General features: G+C 33.0%; 25 protein-coding genes, 1 tRNA gene and 1 riboswitch. Of the genes, 23 read left to right on the top strand and 3 right to left on the bottom strand.

What is annotated here, in order from left to right; all coding sequences use genetic code 11:
- The first annotated feature begins 67 nt into the window (after window positions 1-67).
- The 17 genes from atpB to RDK80_RS09330 all read left to right on the top strand — a co-directional run bounded on the left by atpB (window position 68) and on the right by RDK80_RS09330 (window position 14,825).
- Window positions 68-736: a F0F1 ATP synthase subunit A gene (gene atpB, locus RDK80_RS09410; protein ID WP_235601219.1), complete on the top strand. Its 669-nt coding sequence runs from the start codon at window positions 68-70 to the stop codon at window positions 734-736.
- Between the two features lie 34 nt (window positions 737-770).
- Window positions 771-1,055: an ATP synthase F0 subunit C gene (atpE, locus tag RDK80_RS09405; RefSeq protein ID WP_094899621.1), complete on the top strand. Its 285-nt coding sequence runs from the start codon at window positions 771-773 to the stop codon at window positions 1,053-1,055.
- A 71-nt stretch (window positions 1,056-1,126) separates the two neighbouring features.
- A complete protein-coding gene (gene atpF, locus RDK80_RS09400; protein ID WP_094899622.1) occupies window positions 1,127-1,636 on the top strand; it encodes a F0F1 ATP synthase subunit B in 510 nt (169 codons plus the stop codon).
- A complete protein-coding gene (locus RDK80_RS09395; RefSeq protein WP_094899623.1) occupies window positions 1,624-2,166 on the top strand; it encodes a F0F1 ATP synthase subunit delta in 543 nt (180 codons plus the stop codon). The genes atpF and RDK80_RS09395 overlap by 13 nt, the downstream gene beginning before the upstream one ends.
- Before the next feature lie 19 nt (window positions 2,167-2,185).
- A complete protein-coding gene (gene atpA, locus RDK80_RS09390; protein ID WP_094899624.1) occupies window positions 2,186-3,691 on the top strand; it encodes a F0F1 ATP synthase subunit alpha in 1,506 nt (501 codons plus the stop codon).
- Between the two features lie 63 nt (window positions 3,692-3,754).
- Window positions 3,755-4,612, top strand: coding sequence for an ATP synthase F1 subunit gamma (gene atpG / locus RDK80_RS09385; RefSeq protein ID WP_216554703.1), 858 nt, complete (start codon window positions 3,755-3,757; stop codon window positions 4,610-4,612).
- A 19-nt stretch (window positions 4,613-4,631) separates the two neighbouring features.
- On the top strand, window positions 4,632-6,029 hold the full coding sequence (gene atpD, locus RDK80_RS09380) for a F0F1 ATP synthase subunit beta (RefSeq protein WP_094899626.1): 1,398 nt from the start codon (window positions 4,632-4,634) through the stop codon (window positions 6,027-6,029).
- A gap of 2 nt (window positions 6,030-6,031) precedes the next feature.
- Window positions 6,032-6,457 carry a F0F1 ATP synthase subunit epsilon gene (locus RDK80_RS09375; protein WP_216554707.1) on the top strand — a complete coding sequence of 142 codons (426 nt, stop codon included), beginning with the start codon at window positions 6,032-6,034 and terminating at the stop codon, window positions 6,455-6,457.
- Between the two features lie 133 nt (window positions 6,458-6,590).
- Window positions 6,591-7,379 carry a YwmB family TATA-box binding protein gene (locus RDK80_RS09370; protein WP_308524130.1) on the top strand — a complete coding sequence of 263 codons (789 nt, stop codon included), beginning with the start codon at window positions 6,591-6,593 and terminating at the stop codon, window positions 7,377-7,379.
- Between the two features lie 18 nt (window positions 7,380-7,397).
- On the top strand, window positions 7,398-8,660 hold the full coding sequence (murA, locus tag RDK80_RS09365; protein WP_308524129.1) for a UDP-N-acetylglucosamine 1-carboxyvinyltransferase: 1,263 nt from the start codon (window positions 7,398-7,400) through the stop codon (window positions 8,658-8,660).
- Between the two features lie 181 nt (window positions 8,661-8,841).
- Entirely contained in the window at window positions 8,842-9,882 is a 1,041-nt protein-coding gene (gene spoIID, locus RDK80_RS09360) for a stage II sporulation protein D (RefSeq protein ID WP_216554713.1), read from the top strand.
- 266 nt (window positions 9,883-10,148) lie between these two features.
- The gene (locus RDK80_RS09355) at window positions 10,149-10,991 is read left to right on the top strand and encodes a M23 family metallopeptidase (RefSeq protein ID WP_216554715.1); all 843 of its coding nucleotides are present in this window, start codon (window positions 10,149-10,151) and stop codon (window positions 10,989-10,991) included.
- A 50-nt stretch (window positions 10,992-11,041) separates the two neighbouring features.
- Window positions 11,042-11,296: a sporulation transcriptional regulator SpoIIID gene (spoIIID, locus tag RDK80_RS09350; protein WP_094899632.1), complete on the top strand. Its 255-nt coding sequence runs from the start codon at window positions 11,042-11,044 to the stop codon at window positions 11,294-11,296.
- Between the two features lie 213 nt (window positions 11,297-11,509).
- Window positions 11,510-12,541: a rod shape-determining protein MreB gene (mreB, locus tag RDK80_RS09345; protein WP_308524128.1), complete on the top strand. Its 1,032-nt coding sequence runs from the start codon at window positions 11,510-11,512 to the stop codon at window positions 12,539-12,541.
- Window positions 12,542-12,600: 59 nt separating this feature from the next.
- Entirely contained in the window at window positions 12,601-13,641 is a 1,041-nt protein-coding gene (locus RDK80_RS09340) for a flagellar hook-basal body protein (RefSeq protein ID WP_094899672.1), read from the top strand.
- Window positions 13,642-13,651: 10 nt separating this feature from the next.
- On the top strand, window positions 13,652-14,446 hold the full coding sequence (gene flgG / locus RDK80_RS09335) for a flagellar basal-body rod protein FlgG (protein ID WP_094899635.1): 795 nt from the start codon (window positions 13,652-13,654) through the stop codon (window positions 14,444-14,446).
- A gap of 46 nt (window positions 14,447-14,492) precedes the next feature.
- Window positions 14,493-14,825: a rod-binding protein gene (locus RDK80_RS09330; RefSeq protein ID WP_094899636.1), complete on the top strand. Its 333-nt coding sequence runs from the start codon at window positions 14,493-14,495 to the stop codon at window positions 14,823-14,825.
- 35 nt (window positions 14,826-14,860) lie between these two features.
- On the opposite strand, the gene RDK80_RS09325 is transcribed toward RDK80_RS09330, so the two are convergent.
- The 3 genes from RDK80_RS09325 to RDK80_RS09315 all read right to left on the bottom strand — a co-directional run bounded on the left by RDK80_RS09325 (window position 14,861) and on the right by RDK80_RS09315 (window position 20,293).
- Window positions 14,861-17,728, bottom strand: a complete 2,868-nt coding sequence (locus tag RDK80_RS09325; protein WP_308524127.1) for a phosphodiester glycosidase family protein — start codon at window positions 17,726-17,728, stop codon at window positions 14,861-14,863.
- A 260-nt stretch (window positions 17,729-17,988) separates the two neighbouring features.
- A tRNA-Pro gene (locus tag RDK80_RS09320) sits at window positions 17,989-18,065 on the bottom strand.
- Between the two features lie 197 nt (window positions 18,066-18,262).
- On the bottom strand, window positions 18,263-20,293 hold the full coding sequence (locus tag RDK80_RS09315; RefSeq protein WP_308524126.1) for a methyl-accepting chemotaxis protein: 2,031 nt from the start codon (window positions 20,291-20,293) through the stop codon (window positions 18,263-18,265).
- A gap of 310 nt (window positions 20,294-20,603) precedes the next feature.
- Here RDK80_RS09315 and RDK80_RS09310 point away from each other — a divergent pair, with 310 nt between their 5' ends.
- From RDK80_RS09310 to flgM, 6 genes are all read left to right on the top strand, one after another.
- Window positions 20,604-21,074 (top strand): small multi-drug export protein, encoded by a 471-nt coding sequence (locus tag RDK80_RS09310; RefSeq protein WP_094899639.1) that lies wholly within the window; start codon window positions 20,604-20,606, stop codon window positions 21,072-21,074.
- A 71-nt stretch (window positions 21,075-21,145) separates the two neighbouring features.
- A riboswitch (SAM riboswitch) is annotated at window positions 21,146-21,247 on the top strand.
- A 410-nt stretch (window positions 21,248-21,657) separates the two neighbouring features.
- Window positions 21,658-22,830, top strand: coding sequence for a methionine adenosyltransferase (metK, locus tag RDK80_RS09305; protein ID WP_308524125.1), 1,173 nt, complete (start codon window positions 21,658-21,660; stop codon window positions 22,828-22,830).
- Between the two features lie 262 nt (window positions 22,831-23,092).
- Entirely contained in the window at window positions 23,093-25,318 is a 2,226-nt protein-coding gene (locus tag RDK80_RS09300) for an ATP-dependent RecD-like DNA helicase (RefSeq protein WP_308524124.1), read from the top strand.
- 2 nt (window positions 25,319-25,320) lie between these two features.
- Window positions 25,321-25,980 carry a ComF family protein gene (locus RDK80_RS09295; RefSeq protein WP_308524123.1) on the top strand — a complete coding sequence of 220 codons (660 nt, stop codon included), beginning with the start codon at window positions 25,321-25,323 and terminating at the stop codon, window positions 25,978-25,980.
- Between the two features lie 13 nt (window positions 25,981-25,993).
- Complete coding sequence (locus tag RDK80_RS09290) at window positions 25,994-26,410, top strand: TIGR03826 family flagellar region protein (RefSeq protein ID WP_094899643.1); 417 nt, start codon at window positions 25,994-25,996, stop codon at window positions 26,408-26,410.
- A 63-nt stretch (window positions 26,411-26,473) separates the two neighbouring features.
- Complete coding sequence (gene flgM / locus RDK80_RS09285) at window positions 26,474-26,758, top strand: flagellar biosynthesis anti-sigma factor FlgM (RefSeq protein ID WP_308524122.1); 285 nt, start codon at window positions 26,474-26,476, stop codon at window positions 26,756-26,758.
- The last annotated feature ends 3 nt before the right edge of the window (window positions 26,759-26,761 follow it).

The raw sequence follows: 26,761 nt of genomic DNA, 5'->3' as shown, positions 1-26,761 counted from the left end.
ATTTATATATTACATTTAGGAAATAAGAATAAGTAATATATAGCAAAGGATGAAAGGAGGGATATATTTGGAATTATTATTAAAAATATTTGGGATGGAAATAATTGTACCTGACACTATTGTTAATATGTGGATAGTTACAATATTATTAATTATTTTTGCCTTTATAGTTAATAGTAAAATTAAAAAGGCTAATGTAGATGAAGTACCATCAAATTTCCTAAATGTTGTAGAACTAATAGTGGAATCTATAGAGAATCTAGTTAACACAACTATGGGCCCACAAAATATCAAATTTGCACCTTATATTTTAACTCTAGCATTATTTTTGGCAGTAGCTAATTTATTTGGGTTACTAGGATTTTCACCACCCACATCAGATTATTCTGTTACATTTTCTCTAGCTTTAATTACTTTTGCGTTAACGCAGTTTTGGAAATTTAGAAATTCTAGAGGCTTAGGTGGTTATTTAAAGAGTTTTACAGAACCTATGATTTTTTTAACTCCGCTAAATGTAATTGGTGAGTTAGCCAACCCAATTTCATTATCTTTCCGTCTTTTCGGAAATATTATGAGTGGTGGAATTATTATGGGCTTGCTATATCAGGCACTAGGATTAATTGCACCAGTTATTGCGGCACCATTGCATGCTTATTTTGATGTATTCTCTGGATTGTTGCAAACATTTATATTTATAATGCTATCTATGATATTCATAGGTGGGGCAGAAGAGTAAATTATTTTTCTAAAATTTGAGAGGAGGAAACAAAATGTTACAAGGAATTACAAGTGAGGCTTTTATATTAGGATGTTCAGCAATAGGTGCTGGTCTTGCAATGATCGCAGGTATAGGACCTGGAGTTGGTCAGGGTCATGCAGCGGGTCAAGCAGCAGCGGCAGTAGGTAGACAGCCAGAAGCTAAAGGTGATATTACTTCAACTATGCTTTTAGGTCAAGCGGTAGCAGAGACAACAGGTATTTACGGATTAGTTATAGCTATAATTTTACTATTCGTTAGACCACTATTAACAGCTTATATCAATCTAGGATTATAATATCTGATGTTTAATCCCTGGATGTGTTCTAATGGGACACTGGGGGTATCTCAGGCTAAGGAGGTTAGTTTATGTTTGTAGTTAGAGCCTTGCCAGAACTTTCATCTATGATTTTAGCTTGGGTGGCTTTGTTGTTACTCTATCTAATGCTTAGGCATTTCTTATATAAACCAGTTTCACAATATCTAAATGCTAGAAAAGAAAAAATTAAATCAGATATTGATGGAGCAAAGGTATTAAAGGAAGAGGCTATAGCCTTAAGAGATGATTATGAGTCAAGAATTAGCCTTGCCAAGAAGGAAAGTCAAGAAATTATTGAATCTGCTAGAAAGCGTGGAGAAGAATTGAAAGAAGGCATATTAGCAGAAGCTAAAAAAGAAGCTGAAGGCATAGTATCAAGAGCTAGAAAAGAAATAGCTCGTGAAAGAGAAGTAGCTTTTCAAGACATTAAATCCCAAGCTGGCGAAATTGCAATCTTAATTGCTTCTAGGATTATGGAAGAAGAAATTAAAATTGATAAACAAAAAAATTTAATCGATAAATTTATTGATGAGGTAGGTAGTTCAAAATGGCAGAGTTAATTAGTAATAGATATGCTTTAGCCCTTTTTGAAGCCGGATTGGATTTAGAAAAGACAGATGAATTTAATAAGGAATTAGATTTTTTAAAGGTAATATTTGAGGAAGAAAAGAAATTGCTTCAAATATTACATCACCCTAAAATTAGTAGGGTAGAAAAAAGAGATTTAATAGATAAACTTTTTAAAGATAGAATATCACAAGAGATGGTCAACTTTCTATATATTCTCATCGATAAAAGACGTGAAGGATATATTTTAGAGATAATAGACCAATATAAGGAATTATTCAATGAACATGAAAACATAGTTAAAGTTGTAGCTATAACAGCAGTACCTATGGAAGAAAAATCTAAAAATAAGCTTCAGACAGTTTTATCTAATAAGCTAGAGAAGAAAATTGAACTTACGAATGAAGTTGATGGTACAATTCTTGGTGGCGTATTGCTTAAGCTTCAAAACAAGCTTATAGATGGTACAGTAAAAGGTCAGCTAGAATCCATAGGAAAAGCTATTAGTGGTGCAACTAACTAGGGAAGAGTGAGGTGAGAAAATGGAGTTAAGACCAGAAGAAATAGGTTCCATTATTAAGGAACAAATTAAAAGATACGAAAAAACTTTAGATATGGTAGACGTAGGTACTGTTATTCAAGTAGGGGATGGTATTGCTAGAATCCATGGTCTAGAAGGATGTATGGCAGGAGAACTTATAGAGTTCCCAGGAGAAGTATTTGGTATGGCTATGAACTTGGAGGAAGATAATGTTGGATGTGTTCTTTTAGGTTCAGATGATAAGATAAAAGAGGGAGATACTGTAAAGAGAACTGGTAGAATCATAGAAGTTCCAGTAGGAGATGCTATGATAGGTAGAGTTGTTAATGCCCTTGGTCAACCAATTGATGGTAAGGGAGCTATAAACACTACTAAATTTAGTCCTATTGAGAAAATCGCTCCAGGAGTTATCACAAGAAAGAGTGTTAACCAACCTTTACAAACAGGTATCAAAGCAATAGACTCCATGATCCCAATTGGTAGAGGCCAAAGGGAGCTTATAATTGGAGATAGACAAACTGGAAAAACTGCTCTTGCTATCGATACTATTATTAACCAAAAGGATCAAAATATAATTTGTATCTATGTAGCCATAGGACAAAAAAGATCTACAGTAGCTCAAATAGTTGATACATTAGAGAAACGTGGTGCAATGGATTACACAATAATTGTCTCTTCTACGGCTAGTGAATTAGCACCGTTACAATATATTGCTCCTTATGCTGGTGTAACAATAGGTGAGGAGTTCATGGATAATGGCAAAGATGTTTTAATTGTATATGACGATTTATCAAAACATGCTATTGCCTATAGAGCTATGTCACTATTATTGAGACGTCCACCTGGAAGAGAAGCTTTCCCAGGAGACGTATTCTATCTTCACTCAAGACTTCTTGAGAGAGCTGCAAAATTAGATGAGAAATATGGTGGAGGTTCTATTACTGCATTACCTATTATAGAAACCTTAGCTGGAGATATATCAGCATATATTCCAACAAATGTTATTTCTATTACAGATGGACAGATTTTCTTAGAGACAGATTTATTCTTTGCAGGACAAAGACCAGCTATAAACTCAGGACTTTCTGTTTCAAGAGTTGGAGGTTCTGCACAAATTAAGGCTATGAAAAAAGTTGCAGGTAGGATTAAATTGGAACTAGCTCAATATAGGGAGTTAGCTGCTTTTGCTCAATTTGGTTCCGAGTTAGATAAGGAAACGAAATCAATACTTGATCAAGGTGCTAGAATGCTTGAAATATTAAAGCAGCCTCAATACAGCCCAGTATCGGTTGAGCATCAAGTAATTATACTTTATGCTGCACTTAATAAACATCTTTCAGATATACCTGTAGATAAGGTATCTACTTTTGAAAAAGAATTTTTACAATTTGTGGATAATAATTATCCTGATATTATAGAAAGCATAAGAACAACAAAAGACTTAACTGATGAAAACACTGAAAGAATCGTAACAGCTATAAATGAATTTAAGAAAAGTTTTCAATAATTGTCAATTATCAATTACAATTGTGAATTGTAAATTGTGAATTGATTCAAGGTGGTGTAAATTTTGGCTGAAACAACAAGAGATATTAAAAGGCGAATAAGAGGAATTAGTAATACAAGACAAATTACCAAGGCCATGGAATTAGTTTCATCAGCAAAGTTAAAACGGGCTAGAGAAAGATTAGAAAAATCTAGACCATACTATAATACTGTTCTTAGTAATATTCAAGATATCCTAGCTACTACAGGAAATATGAAACATCCTTTATTAGATAATAGAGAAGTTAAGTCTTCTTTATATATTGTAGTATCTGCTGATAGAGGACTTGCAGGAGGATATAATGCAGGTGTAATCAGGTTAGCAGAGAACAAAATAAGAGAAGATAACATAGATGCTAAAATAATTGCTGTAGGAAGCAAGGCGAGAGATTACTTTAAGAAAAGAGGTTATGACCTAGTTGGTGATTTTGTGGGAATTAGTGAAGAACCAGAATTTGCTGATGCTAGGAAAATTGGTAATATAGCACTTGAACTATATAAAAACAAGGATATAGATGAGATAAACATAGTCTACACTAAGTTTTTAGGTACTATTTCTCAGGAACCTACGATTTTAAAATTACTTCCATCTACGGAAGTTCACGAGGGATCGAGTGAAAGAAGAACAGTTACAGAGTTCGAGCCTTCTACTGAAGAGGTGCTTAGTTACTTGATTCCCAAATATATACAAAGTACTATCTATGGTGCTCTTATTGAAGCTTCTTCTAGCGAGCAGGCGGCTAGAAGGGTAGCCATGGAGGCTGCTACAGATAATGCTGATGAAATGATTGATGAGCTTAACATCAGCTATAACAGAGCAAGACAAGCGGCAATTACTATGGAAATAACTGAAATTGTCTCAGGTGCTGACGCTCTAAAGTAAGGATGAAAGGAGAGGGCAAATGGAAAAGAACATTGGTAAAATTGTTCAAGTTATAGGCCCCGTAGTTGATATTCGATTTAGTGAAGATAGTCTACCAGAGCTATTGAATGCTATTGAGATAGAGAGAGAAGGAAAAAAATTAGTTGTAGAGGTAGCTCAACATGTTGGCGATGACACTGTTAGGTGTGTTGCCATGGATTCAACTGATGGACTTGTAAGAGGAATGGAAGCTGTTAATACTGGAAAGTCTATAGCAGTTCCTGTAGGTAAGGAAACATTGGGAAGACTTTTCAACGTATTAGGTGAAGCTATTGATGGTAAAGGAGATGTTAATGCAGCACAAACTGCTCCTATTCATAGACCAGCTCCATCCTTTGAAGAACAAGAGACTTCTAAGGAAATATTTGAAACGGGGATTAAAGTAGTAGACCTTATAGCACCTTATTCAAAAGGTGGTAAGGTAGGCTTGTTTGGTGGTGCTGGAGTAGGTAAAACAGTACTTATACAAGAGTTAATAAATAATATTGCGACACAACATGGCGGTTTATCTGTTTTTACTGGTGTCGGAGAGAGAACTAGAGAAGGTAACGACTTATACTATGAAATGATTGAATCTGGAGTAATCGATAAGACTGCCTTAGTATTTGGACAGATGAATGAGCCACCTGGAGCCAGAATGAGGGTAGCTTTAACTGGTCTTACTATGGCGGAATATTTTAGAGATCAAGAAGGGCAAGATGTTTTACTATTCATAGATAATATATTTAGATTTACGCAAGCCGGATCAGAGGTATCTGCTCTATTAGGTAGAATGCCATCAGCAGTAGGTTATCAGCCGACTTTAGCTACTGAAATGGGTGCATTACAGGAAAGGATTACTTCAACTAAGAAGGGTTCCATTACATCAGTTCAAGCTGTATATGTGCCTGCAGATGACTTGACTGACCCAGCCCCTGCGACTACATTTGCTCACTTGGATGCTACTACAGTATTATCACGTCAAATTTCAGAGTTAGGAATTTATCCAGCAGTTGATCCATTAGATTCAACTTCTAGAATTTTGGACCCTGAAATCGTAGGTAAGGAACATTATGAAGTAGCAAGACAAGTACAAGAGATTCTTCAAAGATACAAGGATCTTCAAGATATTATAGCTATTCTAGGTATAGATGAGCTTTCAGATGAAGATAGATTAATAGTTGCACGAGCTAGAAAGATCCAAAGATTCTTATCCCAACCATTTACTGTAGCAGAACAATTTACAGGAATGAAAGGTAAGTATGTTCCAATTAAAGAAACCGTTAGAGGATTTAAGGAAATCCTTGAAGGAAAACATGATAATCTACCAGAGTCAGCCTTCCTATTTGTAGGTACTATTGATGAAGCAGTAGAAAAAGCTAAGGAGATGGAGGGTTAATTATGTCTAACTTTCATTTGGATATTGTAACCCCCGATAAACCATTTTTCTCAGATGAAGTAGAAATGGTTATAGTTAGAGGTATAGAAGGTGATATGGCCATCCTAAAGGGAAGAGCACCAGTTACAACACCTCTTAAGATTGGAAAGGTAAGGATATTCCAAAATGGGGAAGAAAAGGTAGCTGCTGTAGTGGATGGATATATTTCTGTAGTAGATGATAAGACAACTATAGTGACTGAGGCTGCTGAATGGCCTCAAGAAATAGATGTAAAGAGAGCTGAGGAAGCTAAGGAGAGAGCTGAAGAGCTTTTAAAAAATAGAAGAGATAGCATTGACGTGAAAAGAGCTGAATTAGCCCTTCAACGTGCGATAAATAGATTGGAAGTTTCCAAATTAAAAAAATTTGATGAAAAATTTGATGAATAAATAGGTATAAAAAGTACCCACCCTTGGTAATACTTTTATCATAGGGAAAGGGTACTTTCTTTATGAAAATGTTTTGTCCCCCTTTACATTTTTTTAGAAAGTACCTACCCTTAAATTTTAAGGAGGGGTATAAGTGAAAAAGTTTATTCTATTTGCAATTATATTATCTTTACTAATTCCAACAATTACAATGGCAGGTAAGAAACATAGCGAGAAAGATGTTCTAGAAGGTATATTAAAAGACCTCAATGGTGAATTCTTTGAAGGTGACCTTAACATGGGAGGAGTACTCATAGATGAATTCATATCTCGTGAAACTATGGAGGAATTAGGAGAACTGGTAAAAGAATCACTAGGTATTGTTGGAGAGGAAATAGACATTAATAGAGATATCACAGATGTGGAAGGACAATTTTATTGTAAGGAAATCATCTATGAAAAAGGGTTTAACCAAATGTCAATTTATGGATATGATGCAAATATAAATCCAATAACTATAGTTTTAGCATCCTATCTGAACCCTGAGCTAAATAATGGAGAAACTACTCTATTTATTAACTTAATAAAAAGAGAGCAAAATTTTAGTATTAATGGTATAATAGAGAAAATAGAAAGTATCTTTAAAGATTATGGTAAACCTTTAGAAATTACTACTTGCATTATTGGAACAATTGAGGGAAAATTTAGAGAAGAGGATTTAACTAAAAATGCAGTTAAGGCTATGAGAAGGTTCAAGGCAAAAGTTGTGGAGGAGTATACAGACATATCTTTAGTAAGTTATACGGCCTATACACCTCTTATAGAAAGTTCTATATTCTCTGGTGAAAAAAAGGTTAACTTAAATCTAGCAATAAGGTATAATGAAAATGAAGATAAGACTTATATTTGGATAGGAACACCTATTATTACCACTGGATACTAAAATTAGGAGGAGATTTGCTTGGAAAAAATAATGGTGGAAAAAAGCCCCCCACTGAGAGGAAGAGTAAGGATATCTGGTGCTAAGAATTCAGCCCTTCCTATATTGGCAGCATCATTACTTGGAACAGAAGATATAATATTAGAAGATGTGCCGAGGCTTAAAGACGTGGAGGTAATGTGTGAGGTACTTACATCTCTTGGGGCTAAAGTAGAACAGCTAGATATAGGCAAAATAAAAATTAATTCTGCCAATATTAACAATTATGAAACTAAATATGAATTAATGAGTAAAATGAGAGCATCATTTTTAGTCATGGGACCATTACTTACAAGACTAGGTAAAACTAAGAATTCTTTACCTGGTGGATGTGCTATAGGCACTAGACCTATAGATTTGCACTTAAAAGGTTTTAAAGCTTTGGGAGCTACTATAGATGTGGATCATGGGAATATAAGCGCTTATGCTGATAAATTAATAGGAGATAAAATTTACCTAGACTTTCCTTCTGTTGGTGCAACAGAGAATATAATGATGGCAGCAGTAATGGCTAAAGGTGAAACTATAATAGATAATGCTGCTATGGAACCAGAAATAGTAGACTTAGCTAGCTTTTTAAATAAGTTAGGAGCAGATATTAAGGGTGCTGGAACTTCAACTATTAGAATTAGAGGAGTAGAAAAATTAGGTGGAGGAATTCACTCAATTATCCCTGATAGAATAGAAGCAGGTACTTTTATGGTAGCAGCTGCTATAACTAAAGGAGATATAACTGTAGAAAATGTTATAACATCTCATATAAAGCCAGTGATAGCAAAACTTAAAGAGGTAGGCTGTGAGGTAATCGAAAATGGTGACTCTGTTAGAGTTATTGGTACTGAGAATTTAAAGGCAATAGATGTAAAGACTATGCCTTATCCAGGATTCCCTACAGATATGCAAGCACAGTTTATGGCACTTATGAGCCTTTGTAAAGGAACTTCTGTATGTATAGAAACAGTATTTGAAAACAGATTTATGCATGTTGATGAGCTAAAGAGAATGGGTGCAGATATAAAGATAGATGGTAGATCAGCAATTATACAAGGTGTAAGTAATTTAACCTCAGCCCCAGTAAAAGCATCTGATTTAAGAGCAGGTGCAGCTTTAGTATTGGCAGGATTAGTATCTGAAGGAACTACTGAGATAGACAATATCTATCATATAGATAGAGGATATGATAGTATAGAAGAGAAATTTACAAGCCTAGGTGCAATTATATATAGAAAGACAATTGACAATTAATAGATAACAAAGAACAATTAAAACCAAGGTTCTTCGATTGAGAAGAATCTTGGTTTTTTTATCTTTAAATTGTTAATCGCTAATTGTTAACTGTTAATTATATAATATTCAAAACTTATAGGCATATTGCCTATAAGTTTTGAATATTATATCTTATACTAAAGGTAAAGAGGGGGAGAAGATGAAAAAACTAGGGATTTACATTTCCATGGTCTTGATAATAACTATATTGATACCTACAGTTATTGTTAAGACTTTTAATTTTGTACCTAAAGGTAATACCGCACAAGGGAAGTCTTTAGAACAAGAAGAACAAATAATTGAAAAAGTGGAAACACCAGTAACTACTGATTATACAGATAGTACTGTAAAAGTTTATAATACAAAGACTGGAATTGTAGATGAGATTAATATAGAAGATTATGTGAAGGGTGTAGTTTCAGCAGAAATGCCTGCTGAATTTCACATAGAAGCTTTAAAGGCTCAAGCAGTAGCTGCCAGAACCTATGCAATAAGTAGAGCAATAAAATATAAAGATGGACATCCAGATCATCCATCAGCTCCTCTTTGTAGTGGAGACCATTGTCAAGTATATCTATCTTTTTCTCAATTAGGAGAAATCCGCGGAGATACTTGGATAGAAAAGTATTGGGCTAAGATTGAAGAAGCTGTAGATTCTACTCAGAACTTGGGAATTTTCTATAATGGAGAAATTATAGAACCTCTATACCATTCAACATCTGGAGGTAGGACTGAGGATGTAAAAGATGTATTTGCTGGAGAGATGCCTTATCTAAAATCCGTCTCAAGTCCCTATGAAGAAGAAGCACCAAAGTATAGAAATACTATTACTTTAACTACAGATGAATTTATAGAAAAGATTAAATCAAAATATCCAGATGTCAATTTAACTAAAGATAATCTTCATGAAAAGATTAAGTTAATAGAGAGGACATTAACGGGTAGGGTAAAAAAGATTGCCATAGATAAAGTCATAATAGAAGGGAGAGATTTAAGAAATCTATTTTCCTTAAATTCAACTAACTTTACTATTTCTTTAGATAAAAAATTAAATATTATAGAGATTGAGACCTATGGATATGGACACGGTGTAGGTATGAGTCAATGGGGAGCCAATGGTATGGGTAAGCATGGAAACACCTTTGAAGAAATACTTAAGCATTATTATACTGGAGTGGAGATTAGATTGATTGATAATTAAAAATAATAGTAATATACGCTTACGGCTATGAATAATTCTAAAGTCCATTTTGGTGAAAAATCCTAAAGTGTGCAAGCTCGTTACGTTCCAATAGTGCAGGCTACTTAACGGATTTTTCACTTTCATTCACTAAGAATTATTATCATCATATCTTGCAAAAATTAGCTTAATATTTCTATTATTTTTTCTATTATTTTTTTATTTTTTGTATCTTTAATTGTATGTATTTCTTTAATCTGGAAATACTAGGTAATGGAGGTGGAGATATGAAAAATAAATTAATCAAGTTAATAGAAAAGGAAGGATTTATTCTATTTTTATTTGTATGTGTATGCGTGGTGGCTGGTGGGACTTTGTTTATATCCATGAGAAATATGAATATAAGCAAAAATGCAAGCCATAAGATAGGTAATGATGATCTTATAATCTTAGATGAGGAGTTAACTAAAGAACCCAACATTTATGATGAAAATCTTCATATGACCAATGTAACTGATGCAGATGCAATTGATGCAGAAATAATTGCTGCAAGTGCAGCGGATAATGAAGAAGATACTGTAGAAGCAAATTCAGATGAAGAAGGCATTGCAGAAATAAATTTAGATGAAGAGGATATTGCAGAAACGAATACGGAAAACTTAGAATTTGAAGAAGAGGATGAGCAGGAAGAATATAAAGAGGATTCTGATTTAGTACAAGAAGTTAAAACCATTGTCCTTCCAATAGATGGATCAATAATTACAGAATATACTTCCAATTCATTAATTTATTCAGAGACTCTAGATTCATGGGTAGGTCATGGCGCTGTAGATATTGAAGCTTCTGAAAATACTATAGTTAAAGCAGCTGCAGATGGAGTTGTTAAGGAAGTATATGAAGATGAGCTATGGGGAATAGTAATAGTAATAGACCATGGAAATGATTTGCAAACTAAGTACTCAGGTCTTGGTACTAAAGAGATGGTAAAGGTGGGGCTCAATGTAAAAAAAGGAGACCATATATCTAAAGTTGGTAATACGGCAAAAATTGAAATGCTAATGAAGCCACATCTTCATTTTGAAGTCATAAAAAATGGAAAATTAGTAGATCCACGTTCTATTAACAATTAGAAGAGCATAAGTATTTATTGAATACCCAAAATGTCAGGGGGGTTGATTAAGTGAAAGATTATATAGAAGAACGAACATTAGAAGTTGCAAAATACATAATTTCTAATAAAAGTACTGTTCGAGATACAGCTAAAGTTTTTGGGTGTAGCAAATCAACAATTCATAAAGATTTGACAGAAAGATTACCAAAGATAAATCCAAATTTGGCTCATATGGTAAAAGAGCTTTTAGACTTCAATAAAGCAGAAAGGCATATAAGAGGTGGAAGAGCAACTAAACTAAAGTATAGTGCGTCTAATGAGTAAAAAGGTCCCGTAACAGGGACTTTTTAGTTTTTTGTAAAAAATTATAGCAGGATTATTAATAAGTAATTCTAGACACGAATAATTAGTAAAAAAGTCCCATAGTTGGGGCTTTTAGTTTTTGTAAAATTTTGAAGAAATTGCCAAAAAAAGAAGGAGTTTTGGAATTTATGTAGAATATAATATGGGATAAGGATAATTAAGGAGGAATTTTCTATGTGTGGTTTGAGAGCGGATATAGGGATAGATTTAGGAACAGCCAGCGTATTAGTATACGTGAAAGGAAAAGGAATAGTTTTAAAGGAACCCTCTGTTGTTGCTATAGATCAAAATACAAATAAGTTTTTAGCTGTTGGTGAAGAAGCAAGAAAAATGCTAGGCAGAACTCCCGGAAATATTATAGCTATTAGACCTATGAGAGATGGAGTTATATCTGATTATGATATAACTGAAAGAATGTTGAAGTACTTTATACAGAAGGCTGTAGGTAGGTATTTACTTAAACCTAGAGTTATAGTATGTGTACCTAGCGGAATAACCGAAGTAGAAAAAAGAGCAGTTATGGAAGCTAGCAATCAAGCAGGGGCTATAAAGACATATTTGATTGAGGAACCTATAGCTGCAGCAATTGGAGCAGGGATAGATATCACTGAACCAAGCGGTAATATGATAGTTGATATCGGCGGGGGAACTACAGATGTAGCTATCATTTCTTTAGGAGGCATAGTAGTCAGCCGATCTATAAAGATAGCAGGAGATGAATGTGACGAAGCCATATCTAAGTATATTAGAAAAAAATATAATATGATGATCGGAGAGAGATCTGCTGAAGAATTGAAGCTTAGTATTGGATCTGCATATAGAAGAGAAGAAGAGGAATTTAAGGAAGTAAGAGGAAGAAATTTGCTCACAGGACTGCCTATAACTGTAAATGTATCTTCTACTGATATGCTTGAAGCTCTCAAGGACCCTATACAAGAGATTGTAGATACAGTTCATATAGTTTTAGAAAGAACTCCGCCAGAGTTAGCTGCTGATATTAGTAATAAGGGAATATTAATGACTGGAGGAGGAGCTTTACTTTATGGAATGGATAAGCTAATCACGGAAAAAACAGGTATTTCAGTACATGTAGCAAATGAACCAATATCTTGTGTTGCTAGAGGAACTGGAAATGCTTTAGAGTGGGTACAGTATTTAGATAGTAATATAGTAGAAGATAATACAACAAAAAAATATAGAGGCTAAAGTTTTGATTAGAGTAGCCGATAATATATTAGATATCGATTATTAGGATGTGATAAAAGATGAACAGAAGTCTATATATTGGAGCTACTTCTTTAGTAGCTAATCAAAAGAAGTTAGATGTTCTCTCAAATAATTTAGCCAATATAAATACTGCAGGATTTAAAAGGGATATTTCTCTAACAGAATCCTTTCCAGAGAAATTACTGGCAAAAATGAGTAGAACTCCAGAGTTAAGAAATATAGCAGGAGAGAATAATATTACCTATGAAACTAATGGACAAGTACACACTGCACGAACTCAAGAAGGATATTTTGTGGTAAACACTTCTAGGGGAAAATCTTATGTTAAGGAAATAGAATTTGTAGTAGATGAAGAAGGTTACTTAAAAACTTCTTACAAGAATCTAGAGGATGAGCATAAAACTGATTATGAAAACTATATAATTAATAACAATGGGAACAGGGTACAACAAGCTGGAGATATGGAAAATCTTCTACAGGGTTTAGTTTATAATCCGCCATCATATATTATAGGAACTATGAGTGGAGGAGTTAGATTTCAAAAGCTGTTTACAGATTTTACTAATGGTGGACTTATTGATACTGGTGGGACATTAGATGTTGCCATAAAGGGCAATGGATTCTTTAAAATTCAAGGGGAAAATGGAGAGACTCTCTATACCAGAAATGGATCCTTTGCAATAACAGAAGGATATCTAACAGACCTAGACGGAAGAAGAGTATTAGGAAGAAATGGAACAATCTTTTTAGGAAATGGTACTATAGATATTTTATCTGATGGAGAGATTCAGATTGATGGCAATCCAGTTGATACTTTAGATATAGTGGATATTAATAATAAGGAATTCCTGAGAAAACGTGGAGATAATATTTTCTATATGGCAGATAATACCGTAGCAGAAGAGAATATATTTGACGGTGAAATATTACAAGGTTATCTTGAGGGTTCTAATATGAATCCTATATCTGGTATGGTTGAAATGATAAATTTGTTAAGAGAGTTTGAAGCAAATCAAAAAGTAATTAAGATGCAAGATGAAATGTTAGAAAAAGCAGCTAATGAAATAGGAAGAGTGTAGGAGGTATAATATGAGATCATTATGGACTGCAGCTACAGGAATGAAGGCACAGCAATTTAATATAGATACTATATCTAATAACTTAGCAAATGTAAATACGACTAGTTATAAAGTGCAAAGAGCTGAATTTAAAGACTTATTTTATGCAAATATAAAAAGAGCTAATATAAATGATGATCAAGGAAGGCCGGTAAATCTTGAAGTAGGCCATGGTGTTATGCCAGTAGCTACTAAGAGAGATTTTAGGACAAGTAGTTTTATGGAGACTCAAGGAACTTATGATTTTGCTATAAATGGAGAAGGGTTCTTTGCAGTGGAATTGCCAAATGGAGATATAAGATATACTAGAGATGGAAGCTTCAAGTTAAGTATCGACGGAGATGAGGCCACTTTAGTTACTTCGGAAGGATATTTTGTACTTAGTGAAGACGACGATTTAATTACTATAGAGACAGGAATTAAAGATATTACAGTTGATGAACTGGGATATATTTATGGTAAAGATGAAGATGATGAAACAGTTGAGATTGGAAGACTTATGTTGGTTAACTTTATGAATCCAGAAGGTCTTCAATCTGAGGGTCAAAATCTATATAGGGCAACTGCAGCTTCTGGCGAAGAAATACTTTTAGAGGCTGAAGAAATGAGTACTAGGGTAATACAAGGATATTTAGAAGCATCAAATGTTCAAGTAGTAGATGAAATGGTAAAGATGATTACTGCACAAAGAGCGTATGAAATCAATTCAAAGACAATTACTACCTCTGATGAAATGTTGCAATTAGCCAATAATTTAAAAAGATAATTAATAATTATAGTATAATAATTTAAAAGAATAATGAGGTGAACTAATGGAAATATCACCAACTAATAATATTATAAATACGGATAGAGATCCTTCTTTAGTTCAGAAAAAAATTGAGAATTTGAAACATACTGAAGATGATAAAAAATTGATGGATGTATGTCGTGAATTCGAAAGCATATTTATTTATATGATGCTAAAGGAAATGAAAAAAACCGTTCCTGATGATAATGGTTTAATAGAGAAATCTCAGGGGACACGTATATTTGAAGAAATGCATCTAGAAGAATTATCTAAGGAAATGACTAAAGGAGATAATAGCGTAGGTATAGCTAAGATGCTGTATAATCAATTTAAAAATGGTTATGTAAGATTATAAAATGACTTAGGAATGCATTCCTAAGTCATTTTCATTTACTTACCTACTTTAACTCCTGGCTTCTCAAATAATGGAGAAACGGTGTAAGTTACATCAGAGCCATTTACTGTAAACTCTATAATAGATAAATCATAAATATCTTCTGGTTTTCCTAAAGTTTTAGTATTTAATCCAATATATCTTATGCCATCTTTTAAATCTGAAGTATTGGAATTACCTCCGTGGACAACGAATATATTCTTACCTTTTTCTCTAGTTTCAACTAAATGCTTATGAAGAAGGTCTGCTTCTAAAGTATCTGTAAATCCATTGGAACCGAATATCGGTGTAGGGAATAAAAGAACGATATTGTTTTCAGTTGTTCCATTTAAATCAGCCTTTAATTTATTCCATTGTTCAGCATTAGTTTCCCTAATACCATTCTTCCCAGTATTTACATTTATGAAAGCGACATCTTGATGTTTGTTTCTTTTATAAGCTCCAGATGCATCAATCCTTGCATAATTAGTTAAGCCCTTTACAAACTCATTTGACATACCGTTTAAAGAAATAGCTATTTTGTGAGTATTAATCTTAGATTTAATTTTAGAGCTAGCATCATATTTTACTAATTGATTTAATCCCTTTGGCTCCATGAATACAGCAAAGGAAAAGCCATCTTTATTAACATTAGTTTTAATATTTTTACTATCCTTTAATGTACTTGGAGTAGGCAATACTATATTACCTAGTGTAGGAGGATAGAATGCTGTAAGACCATCAAATAATAGTTCTCCTGATTGTTTCTTTAGATTATCAGTTTCAACAGGATAAATTTTTTCTAAAACTATAGGGTATGAAACATTTGATGGAATATTAGTTGTTACAAACTGCCATCCAGTCCAATCAATAGTTTTTACAAAGTCAATTGTATGTGAATTACCTTTATTGTCTTTTATAGTTCCTCTTAACCAGCTACCACTATTATCTCCATTGACCCATAGGCCCAATTTTCTTGGTACACCTTGTATAGGTAGCCCAATATTTTCACCATTCATTAGAGTTAGATATGCTGCTCTAGTGTTTTCTCCTTGAGAGAAATCGTATTTTAATGATATGGATGAATTCCCTTCCTTTGCATCACTACTAAGACCTATTCCACCTATTACTGTTTCTGGATATGCAGAAAATCTTAAATTATCAAGGGACTCAAATCTCTCTACTAATTTACCTTCACTACCAATAGATACTAAGATATTTTCAATTCCTTCGCCTAGTTTAGCAGTAAGAACACCTGCTACAGATGTATCAGCGCTATAAAATATTCCGTTAGTTACGCTTCCGATATTATTTATAGTTGTAAACGTAATATCCTCAGGATATATCTTAGCTTGATATCCATTTTCATCTTTACCATAGAATATAGGTAAGGTTTTTTCACTATTTATATCTATATTGAAGTTAGACATATCAGTAGTTAAATCTTTTACATTGCCTAATACATTGATGTCTATTGAATTAGTTATATTATCATAATTGGCAGTGATTTTTGCTTTTCCTTGGGAAAGAGCTTTGAAACTATTGCCAGCTATGTTACCATTTACTCCCTCTTGAGTAAATACAAGTTTAGATTCATCAATAGTTACAGGATTATGATACTGGTCATATCCCTTTACTGTAAATTTTCTTGTAGTGTTTATAAACATATTGCTATCATCAGTAGACACCTTAATATATGATAATTCGCCTACAGGAGCATTAGAGAATACTCCTACACCATTTACAACAGGTCTCTCAGCACCTTCAGATGGTTTATTTACTATTACGGCTTTTTGAGAATCAACAGGTTTTATAGCCATGGCAGTAGAACCACCACCATCTAAATTTAAGGCATTGTACGCTCCAAGCTCTTTAAAGATTGCTCCAAACATTTCTTGAGTAACTCCCTTAAAGGAAGTATCTCTACCATCTATAGTCACTAAAATTACCTCTGTACCGTCTTTATTAATTCCAATCCCAGTTCTAGGAGCATTTCCAGGAGAATCAAGATCGGGGCGGTTTAATTCGCCATTTTTAAGTATATAACTTCCTCCACCTATGGAAAACTTGATATTGTTAATATCTGGAGTACTGGATATATTAAGCTCTATAGAATCACCTACAGAAAAGGTTTGAAGTTCCTGTGATTTTTGATAACCCCTTACTATTAATACATAACCATCTTCAGGAATATCTATAGCCTCTTGACCGACCCTTACATCTGTTACTATATCATTTTTTACAACTACCTCTACTAAATCATTATGGAATTTAGTTCCTATGGATTTAGGGCCCCAGTGTTTATTTAGAAGAGTTACAGCATCGAAATATGTCGACACATTATTTACGGCATTTATGTTGATTTTATTTCCTTTTGTAAGATTAGTAGCTTCCATTGTCCTCTGGAAATAGTCAATATTAGCATTATTTAAAAAATCTACAAAGAATCCGGGAAGCAAAGGTTTAGCATCATCCCGACGGGCAGTTAAAAGCTCACCATTTTCTATTAATGCACCCAAAGTTGATGGCATGGGGCTGTAATTGAAAAAATCTCCATTTATTCCAGCTACAGCATTATGTTTTTCTACCATGGAACTAACCTTGTCCCTACTTGGCATACCATTGGGATTTATTAGACTTTTTATCTCAGTATGTGGGTCTAATAGATTGATTCTAAGAACATTTATATTCCACCATCCAGCAGTAGTGAAACGCATTATTTTCTCATGGACTACTCCAGAGGAAATATTATTCTTTTCAATATTTTGATATATGGAATATGGCATGTTTACAGTAATTTTATTTGCTAAGACTGGTCCAGTAGATGTAAAAATCGTAGTAGCAGTTAGCAAAGATACAAAAACTTTCTTTAAATTTTTTTTCATAATCTCACCTCGTAATATTTTATGTAATTTTTTGGTAGAAACTTTTAATTCTCCCTTTTTTCCCTGTGATTACTTGTCCATTCTATTATATAATTTAAATATATCAATTAGGTTACAAACATATTACAAGTTGAGGACAATAACAATTGAAAGCTGATAAAGAATGAAATAACAAAGTGTAGGAAACTAATAGAAGAGTTATAGATATTAAAACAAAAAAATAAAAAAATGACTAAAGATTTCTTTAGTCATTCTGTCGATGGTCGGGGTGAGAGGATTTGAACCCCCGGCCCCATGGTCCCAAACCACGTGCGCTACCAAACTGCGCTACACCCCGTCGCTCACTCAACTATTATAGTATACGACGGATTGGGAGAAAATGCAATAGTATAAAATTGGTAGTATTCGACTAAAATAAGATGAATATAAGATATAATGTAAAAAAACGCACTATATTAAAAATAATCTATAAATATCTCTATATATCTCTGTTTTTCATATGAATCAAAAATAAATAATTTGAATAATACTATTTTAATATTTAAGTTTTGAAATGCTATCATACATTTCTTCTGCTAATTCTAATAAAATTCTAGATGCATTTTCTATTTCTAGCATAGATGCCATTTGTTCTTCTATAGATGCTGAGGTTTCTTCTGTTCCAGCAGCATTTTCTTCTGAGATCGCAGATAGATTTTCAATGATTACTATTATTTCTTCTTTTTTATTTCTCATTTCTTCACCAGAATGATTGACATCTATTATTGCATTTTTCATTTTTTCTATGGCTAAAGCAATACCATCAAATTTTTCGTGAGTTGTTTCTACGCTTTTTACCTGAATTTCTGTGGATTCTTCAACCTTTTTAATATTATCTACTGCATACTCTGTTTTAGTAGTTAATTCCTTTATTATTGTAACTATTTCTTCTGTAAATTCATTAGATCTTTCAGCCAGCTTTCTAACTTCATCAGCTACAACAGCAAACCCCTTTCCAGCGTCTCCAGCTCTTGCTGCTTCTATAGCAGCATTTAATGCCAATAGATTAGTTTGTTCTGCAATACTTTGAATCATATGACTGGCAAGTTCAATTTTTTCTGCACTTTCATTTGTATTTGTAATTATTTCATTTATTTCCTTTACAGAGGACTGATTCATTTTTGTCTTTAATACCAATTCTCTTATAGTATTAATACCTTCATCTTTTAAAATATTCACTTCTTGTGTAGACATATTTAATTCTTCAATGAAATTCTGATTTCTTTCTACTAAATCACCGAGGATATTAACATTTATTGCACCTTGCTCCGTATCATGAGCTTGATCATTGGCTCCTTTTGCTATTTCTTGAACTGTATTTGCTATTTCTTCTGATACTATAGCTGACTGTTGACTAGCATATGTTAGCTTTTGTGATGCTAATTTTAATCTCTCTGAAGAGTCCGCTATATTTTTTGTTGTATCCCTGATAAAATTTTGAACATTTTTCATAGCATTTGCAATTTCACCAAATTCATCGTTTTGGGCAATAAATTTATCGGGAATCTTCGCAGTAAAGTCTCCTGATGTCATAATGTTTAAATGCTCTTTTGTAATATTAAGATTCTTTGCTATACCTCTAGATATAGAATACAATATGATTCCTAATATAGTAAATACTAAAACCCCTATGGTTATAATAATAAAAACATTTCTATTAATTGCTTTATAAGTTTCTTCCATAGAGAAGGCGAGTTCTAATGTTCCTAAATATTTATTGTTCATATTAATAGGCATTAGAACCTCATATACTTCAGTGCCTTCATTATCATATACATAAGAATAAGGCTCTTGGCTGGTAATGGCATTGATAATGTATTCCTTACTTTCTTCCGATCCTACCTTACTTATATCACTGTTGGCTAAAACTTTAGCATTAGGGTCAATAAATCCTGCATAGACTATATTATCTGCTTCGGATAAATCTTCAACAAGATTTTGGTATCCATATTGTTCTGTTAATTGCTGAACCTTATTAGCAAGAATAGCAATTTGCACAAGTTCACCATCTTTAGCCTTTATTGCCCCAAATTTAAAATAATTCCCATTTTCTGATGCACCATCTTGTCTAATATCCTCCATTATCTCATTATCATTACTTTCCATAAACCTAGTCAGCGGATGATCTGCAGGTACTTGCCATCCGATATCTCCTCGCACTGTAGAGTAGATGATTTCCATATCTTTATTGTACCAATAGATGGCGTCTACAGTGGAGTTCTCTACAATACTATCGAGTAGCTCGTTACTTAAATTTCCTTGGTTATTAATAGTAGTTTTTGCTGCGGTTCTCATATTTTCTTCTAGGATTTCGTTGATATTTTTAATTGCATTTGAATTATCTTCTATTCTGTCAACTACTTGACTTGCCAGCTCAAAACCACTCACTTTTTTTGCATCTAATAAATTTTTCTTAAATAAACCTGAAGTAATTATAGCTATACTTAGAATTCCAATAAGTACTAATATTAAGGGAATTACAATCAGTTTAAATTTAATTGTTTCTTTGTTGTTTAATTTTATCATTTTTTTCATCTCCTAAGTTATTGATTTAAAAATTAATTGTATAGTTATCTTTATAGGCTTGCAAATAATATGCCATATGGGTTTTATTTCCTTATGAGGCTTTATCATCCATTTTGTATTATTCAGTTTGTATTACTTATAAATATTTATAATACGAAAGACCTATGAAATAAATTCATAGTATGAATTTATTTCATAGGTCATATTGTGTGTAGTTTAAATATGTGGGGAATAGTTTTAAATTAAACATAAGTTAATTGAATAAGGCTAAAAAATACCTTATAATTATAGTAAGATTGGAGGAATCTTTATGCTGGAATTATTAGAAGAGTTACAAACAGAGCTAATAGTAATATTTTTTGCAATGCTGCCTATAATAGAACTTAGAGGGGCAGTGCCTTTAGGCATATCTCTAGGACTTAGTCCAATACATAGTACAATCCTTAGTATAATAGGAAATATGATAATAGTACCTTTTTTATTAAAATTACTTCACCCAATCATGGCATACTTTGAAAAGACTGTAATATTTTCAAAAACTGTAGGATGGGTAAAAAGGAGATCTATGAGTAAAGCAGCTATTATAAAGAAATATAGTTTACTAGGACTTTTTATATTTGTAGCCATACCAATGCCAGGTACTGGTGCATGGACAGGGTCAGTTATAGCATCCTTGTTAAAAATGAATTTTAGAAAAGCACTGCTATCTATATCCTTGGGTATAATAACATCGGGAATTATCGTGGCTACTATATCCTATAAGGTATTTTCAATATTTTGATTATTTTTATCATTATTGACTAGAAATTTTCATTGTGATAAAATCTTTGTTAGATAAAAAATCAATATAGTTCCTTATCAAGAGCGATGGAGGGTATGGGCCCGATGAAATCCGGCAACCAGTATTTATACAAGGTGCTAAATCCCACAGAACTATGTTCTGAGAGATGAGGTAAAGCGAATGCTAAAACCTTTTCTCGAGAAGGTTTTTTTTATGACCTAACTTAGCGAACGATAGTGAGCTTTAGTAGGTCAAACGCAACGAGAACCAAATCTATGCGAGCGTAGCGAGCAAATAGATTTGTGTTTCGAGACTGTGGAAAATGACCTAACTTAGCGAATGATAGTGAGCTTTAGTAGGTCAAACGCACCTACGCTGTCCGTTTTGTCTACAACTCGCGAATGCTCGTTGGACAAAAAGGCAACGAACGCAAAATTCATGCGAATGATAATGAGCGAATGAATTTGTGCAGTGAGACTGCGTAATATGACTTAACACAGAGAAGAATATTTTCTCTTTTACATTAAAATTGGAAAATATAAAAGTGCACCTAATAGAAAAATTTAAGGAGGAAGGAAAGCGAATGAAAAAATGGTTATTTACTTCTGAATCAGTAACAGAAGGGCATCCAGATAAAGTATGCGACCAAATCTCAGATTCAATACTGGATGCAATACTTGAAAAAGACCCCAATGCGAGGGTGGCATGTGAGACAACTGTAACTACTGGAATGGTACTAGTAGTAGGGGAAATCACTACTAATTGTTATGTTGACATACCAAAGATTGCGAGACAAACGATAGAAGAAATAGGGTATACAAGGGCAAAATATGGATTTGACTCAGATACATGTGCTGTGCTTACTTCTATAAACGAACAATCAGGGGATATAGCTATGGGAGTAGACAAAGCACTAGAGCAAAAAACCAACTCTAATGATGAACTAGATTTAATTGGTGCAGGAGATCAAGGGATGATGTTTGGTTATGCATGTAATGAAACACCAGAACTAATGCCATTGCCTATATCATTAGCTCATAAATTAGCTAAGAGATTATCAGATGTAAGGAAAGATGGTACATTAGAATATTTAAGACCAGACGGAAAGACTCAAGTAACTGTAGAGTATCTTGACGATAAACCTGTAAGAATAGAAAATGTTGTAGTATCTACCCAACATAGTCCGGATGTGACCTTAGAGACTATTAAAGAAGATATAATAAAACATGTAGTAATGCCAATAATACCTAAAGAGTTATTAGATGAAAATACAAAATACTACGTAAATCCTACAGGAAGATTTGTTGTGGGTGGTCCTATGGGAGATGCTGGATTAACTGGAAGAAAGATAATAGTAGATACTTACGGTGGATATGGAAGACATGGTGGAGGAGCATTCTCAGGAAAAGATCCAACAAAGGTAGATAGATCAGCTGCATACGCTGCAAGATATGTAGCAAAAAACATAGTAGCTGCAGGATTAGCAGACAAGTGTGAAGTAGGGCTGGCATATGCTATAGGTGTAGCAAGACCTTTATCAATATATGTAGATACTTTTGGAACTGGAAAGATATCCAATACGGAAATTCAAGAACTAGTTAATAAACATTTTGATCTTAGACCAGCAGCTATTATTAGAGATTTAGACTTAAGAAGACCGATTTATAGACAATTAGCTGCATATGGACATTTTGGCAGACCAGATTTAGATTTGCCATGGGAAAAGATAGATAAGGTTGAATTATTAAGGAGTTAGCAAATTCACAATTCACAATGCACTAGATGAACAAACCCTAAAGGACTACCGAATTATACCCTGCGGGGCAAATATCAGTAGCTAAGCGATGAACACAAAATCAAAAACCATGATTTTGGTTCTCTACTTAAGTTCACAATTAAGGAAGCGACCGCTGGTCGCAAAAAATACTGCAAAGCTAGACCTTAACAATTGTGCATTGTGAACTGTAAATTGCGTAAGTGGCCTATGGCTATGAATTGAATAAACAGGAGTGAAATGAATGTTGATTCTAGAGGGTGTAATAGAAGAAATAAGATTTAGAAATGAAGCCAATGGTTATACAGTTGCAAAACTTAATACATCCGATGGACCAGTTACTATAGTAGGTAATACCCCTTTTATAAATCTAGAAGAGACTGTAAAGGTAGAGGGAGAATGGATATATCATCCTACCTATGGTGAACAATTATCATTTACAAGTATATCAACAGTAGTGCCATCTACATTAAAAGGAATAGAAAACTACCTTTCATCGGGTCTAATTCCCCATATTGGTCCTAAGACCGCTAAGAGAATAGTGGAGAAATTTGGTCTGGATTCATTGGAAATCATACAATATAATCCAGAAAGATTAAAGGAAATAAGTGGCATAGGTGAGAAAAAACTTGAAATAATAGTAGAGGCTTATGCTGAGCAAAGAGAACTTAGAGATATAATGGTATTTTTGCAGCAGTACGGTATCACAGTTAACTACGGTATAAAAATATATAAAAATTATGGCAAAGATACAATAAATATAATTAGTGAAAATCCTTATAGACTATCAGAGGATATTTACGGTATAGGATTTAAAACTGCTGATAAGATAGCAGCAAAAATGGGTATAAATAAAGAGTCACCATATAGAATAGAAGCTGGAATTAAATATATAATAATGGAATTCGCAGGAAATGGCCATTGCTATGTGCCTAAGAACGAGCTAATATCTAATGTTTCTAGGCTATTAGATGCAGAAAACAGTTTAATAGAAGAAGGTATAAGGAATCTGGGACTTAGGGGAAATATTCATTTAATTGCAGATAATGAAGATACTCTTGTATACTATACTCCATTTCATATGGCAGAAAATAATGTAAGCAGAAAACTCGTAGAATTATCTCAGGTCAAATTGGAAGAATTAGAGATAGATGTGGAAAAGGAAATTAAAAGAATAGAAGAACAAGAAAACATTCTATTCGCTAAAAAACAAATTGTGGCAATAAGAGAAGCTTTAGAAAATGGATTAGTAGTTATTACAGGAGGGCCAGGTACAGGTAAAACTACTACAATTAATGCTATAATAAAGATTTGTGAAGATATGGATCTATCAGTGATTCTTGCAGCGCCAACAGGAAGAGCAGCTAAAAGGATGACGGAAACTACAGGAATAGAGGCAAAGACAATACATCGACTATTGGAATACTCCTTTATGGAAGAGGAATCTATGGCATTTGGAAAAGATGAGGACAGTCCTATAGATGTAGATTTAATTATTATAGATGAATCTTCTATGATAGATATACTTCTCATGAACTCACTTTTAAAGGCTTTGAAACCGGGAACCCGTGTGGTTCTAGTAGGAGATACAGATCAGCTGCCATCAGTGGGGGCTGGAAACGTGCTTGGAGATATTATTGAGTCGGGAGTAATTAAGGTTGTAAGGTTAGATGAAATATTTAGACAATCAGAAGAGAGTATGATAATAGTTAATGCCCATAAGATAAATAAAGGAGAAGAACCTATTCTAAATGAAAAGGATAAAGACTTCTTTTTTTTAACTAGAAACAGTACTGATGGAATATTAGAGACTATATTAGAACTTTGTCATGAAAGACTTCCTAATTTTTATGGAGTAGATAAAGTAAGAGATATTCAAGTTCTAACTCCGATGAAAAAAGGGGATGTAGGCATCAATTCACTAAATAAACATTTACAGTCCGTCCTAAATCCTAAAGATAAGTCCAAAGCAGAAAAACAAATTGGAGATGAACTGTTTCGAGTTGGTGATAAGGTGATGCAAATAAAAAACAACTATACAACTGAATGGAAAATAGTAAGAGATGGATTAGAAGTAGATACTGGTGAAGGCGTATTCAATGGAGATTTTGGCTTTATAATTGATATAGATGAAGAAGATAGGACAATGAAAGTTTTATTCGACGATGAAAAGGAAGTAGAATATGAATTTAATCAATTAGATGAGTTAAGATTAGCCTATGCAACAACAGTACATAAATCTCAGGGCTCAGAGTTTCCAGTGGTGGTAATGCCAATTAGTTGGGGACCACCGATGCTTTTAACTCGTAACTTATTATATACAGCCATTACTAGGGCTAAAAATTTAGTAGTATTAGTAGGAGAAGAAAAATATTTATCTATGATGATAAAAAATAATAGAATAACAAAGAGATACTCAGCATTAGATAAAAAGATTAGAAATTATGTATCTATTTTCATGGAGGGATAAACTTGCTTCAAACCTTAAATAGTTTACTTTTTCCAACAAAACATATTTGTCTTTTTTGCAAAGAGAAAAATGGAAGCATTAAAGGATATATCTGTAAAGAGTGTTATGAGAACTTGGAAGTATTAAATAGAGAAGTGCAAATAGATTCCATATATATCAATAAGGTGTATTACTCGCTTTCATATAATAGATTTATTAGAGAAATGATGAAGAACTATAAGTATAATGGAAAGAACTATTTATATAAACCATTTGGAGAAATTATGATTAGGACTATTGAAAATAAAAAAATAGCCGAAGATATAGATATAATTATTTATGTTCCCACCCATAAAAGAAAAGAAGCATTAAGAGGTTATAATCAAGCAGAGTTATTGGCAGTTTACATATCAAAAAATCTTGAAAAACCTTTATTAAGGGAGAATCTAATAAAGACTAAATGGACAAAAGAGCAAAGTCATTCAAATAAAATTGATAGAATCATAAATCTAAAGGGCTCATTTCAAATAAAAGATTCTAGTGAAATAGAAAGAAAAAAGATACTTTTAGTAGATGATATTATAACAACTGGAGTAACTATGGGTGAGTGCAGTAGAGTGCTTATAAATAATGGTGCTAAGGAAGTAATAGGTATAGCCTTGACATCAAGCAAAAATAACTAAAGGATGTGAAAGTATGGATATAAGAAATTGTGCTAAGTGTGGAAAAATTTATCAATATGATGGATTTAGAATCTGCCATAGTTGCAGAAAGACTGGTGAGGATGAATTTCAAAAGGTAAAGGAGTATCTATATGATAATCCAGGAGCAACTATTTCGGAGGTTGAAGAAGCTACGGGAGTGGATTCAAGGAAGATAATAGTATTTTTAAGGGAAGGAAGACTAGAAATAGGAGAAGGCAGTAATTTAATATTAGAATGTGAAAAATGTGGTGTAAGTATTAGAACAGGAAGGTTTTGTGATAAATGCAAGAATAACCTTCAAAGAGAGTTGGGACAAGTAGTAGATTCTGCAAGATCAACTAAAAGAACAATAGATAAAAAAGTAGAAGAAAAATTTAGAGTAATAGATAGATATGAAAAAAGAAAATAATATGCTAAAGAAACACCCCATCTTACCGATAATAATAATAGAAAGTTAAGTGGGGTGTTTTTTATGAGAATAAATAAAATAGATAATATTTTTCAAGTGTATAACAAAAATTCGGGGGTCAAGAAAGTTAATTCGGATAAAGGATCAAAGGATATTGATCAAATTAAAATATCTGAAAAAGCTATAGAATTTCAATATGCATTGCAAAAAATTAAAGACGTAGAAGAAATACGTATGGATAAGGTTGAAGATATAAAAAATCAAATTCAATCAGGAACATATCATATAGAAGGGAAAAAGATAGCTGAAAAAATGCTTGAAAGTATTAATTTTGACAAAAAAATTTAATGG

The organism is uncultured Tissierella sp., assembly GCF_902479755.1.
Classification (GTDB): Bacteria; Bacillota; Clostridia; order Tissierellales; family Tissierellaceae; genus Tissierella; species Tissierella carlieri.
This window is presented reverse-complemented; position numbering and strand designations above follow the sequence as displayed.

What these genes read in the sequence shown, in the direction of transcription:
- RDK80_RS09330 (WP_094899636.1), top strand. Translation starts at nt 14,493, where the DNA reads ATGGAAATATCACCAACTAATAATATTATAAATACGGATAGAGATCCT.
- atpF (WP_094899622.1), top strand. Translation starts at nt 1,127, where the DNA reads ATGTTTGTAGTTAGAGCCTTGCCAGAACTTTCATCTATGATTTTAGCT.
- RDK80_RS09300 (WP_308524124.1), top strand. Translation starts at nt 23,093, where the DNA reads ATGTTGATTCTAGAGGGTGTAATAGAAGAAATAAGATTTAGAAATGAA.
- RDK80_RS09375 (WP_216554707.1), top strand. Translation starts at nt 6,032, where the DNA reads ATGTCTAACTTTCATTTGGATATTGTAACCCCCGATAAACCATTTTTC.
- RDK80_RS09310 (WP_094899639.1), top strand. Translation starts at nt 20,604, where the DNA reads ATGCTGGAATTATTAGAAGAGTTACAAACAGAGCTAATAGTAATATTT.
- RDK80_RS09340 (WP_094899672.1), top strand. Translation starts at nt 12,601, where the DNA reads ATGAACAGAAGTCTATATATTGGAGCTACTTCTTTAGTAGCTAATCAA.
- atpE (WP_094899621.1), top strand. Translation starts at nt 771, where the DNA reads ATGTTACAAGGAATTACAAGTGAGGCTTTTATATTAGGATGTTCAGCA.
- atpA (WP_094899624.1), top strand. Translation starts at nt 2,186, where the DNA reads ATGGAGTTAAGACCAGAAGAAATAGGTTCCATTATTAAGGAACAAATT.
- RDK80_RS09315 (WP_308524126.1), bottom strand. Translation starts at nt 20,293, where the DNA reads ATGATAAAATTAAACAACAAAGAAACAATTAAATTTAAACTGATTGTA.
- mreB (WP_308524128.1), top strand. Translation starts at nt 11,510, where the DNA reads ATGTGTGGTTTGAGAGCGGATATAGGGATAGATTTAGGAACAGCCAGC.
- flgM (WP_308524122.1), top strand. Translation starts at nt 26,474, where the DNA reads ATGAGAATAAATAAAATAGATAATATTTTTCAAGTGTATAACAAAAAT.
- atpD (WP_094899626.1), top strand. Translation starts at nt 4,632, where the DNA reads ATGGAAAAGAACATTGGTAAAATTGTTCAAGTTATAGGCCCCGTAGTT.
- metK (WP_308524125.1), top strand. Translation starts at nt 21,658, where the DNA reads ATGAAAAAATGGTTATTTACTTCTGAATCAGTAACAGAAGGGCATCCA.
- RDK80_RS09325 (WP_308524127.1), bottom strand. Translation starts at nt 17,728, where the DNA reads ATGAAAAAAAATTTAAAGAAAGTTTTTGTATCTTTGCTAACTGCTACT.
- spoIID (WP_216554713.1), top strand. Translation starts at nt 8,842, where the DNA reads ATGAAAAAACTAGGGATTTACATTTCCATGGTCTTGATAATAACTATA.
- RDK80_RS09290 (WP_094899643.1), top strand. Translation starts at nt 25,994, where the DNA reads ATGGATATAAGAAATTGTGCTAAGTGTGGAAAAATTTATCAATATGAT.
- flgG (WP_094899635.1), top strand. Translation starts at nt 13,652, where the DNA reads ATGAGATCATTATGGACTGCAGCTACAGGAATGAAGGCACAGCAATTT.
- RDK80_RS09395 (WP_094899623.1), top strand. Translation starts at nt 1,624, where the DNA reads ATGGCAGAGTTAATTAGTAATAGATATGCTTTAGCCCTTTTTGAAGCC.
- RDK80_RS09355 (WP_216554715.1), top strand. Translation starts at nt 10,149, where the DNA reads ATGAAAAATAAATTAATCAAGTTAATAGAAAAGGAAGGATTTATTCTA.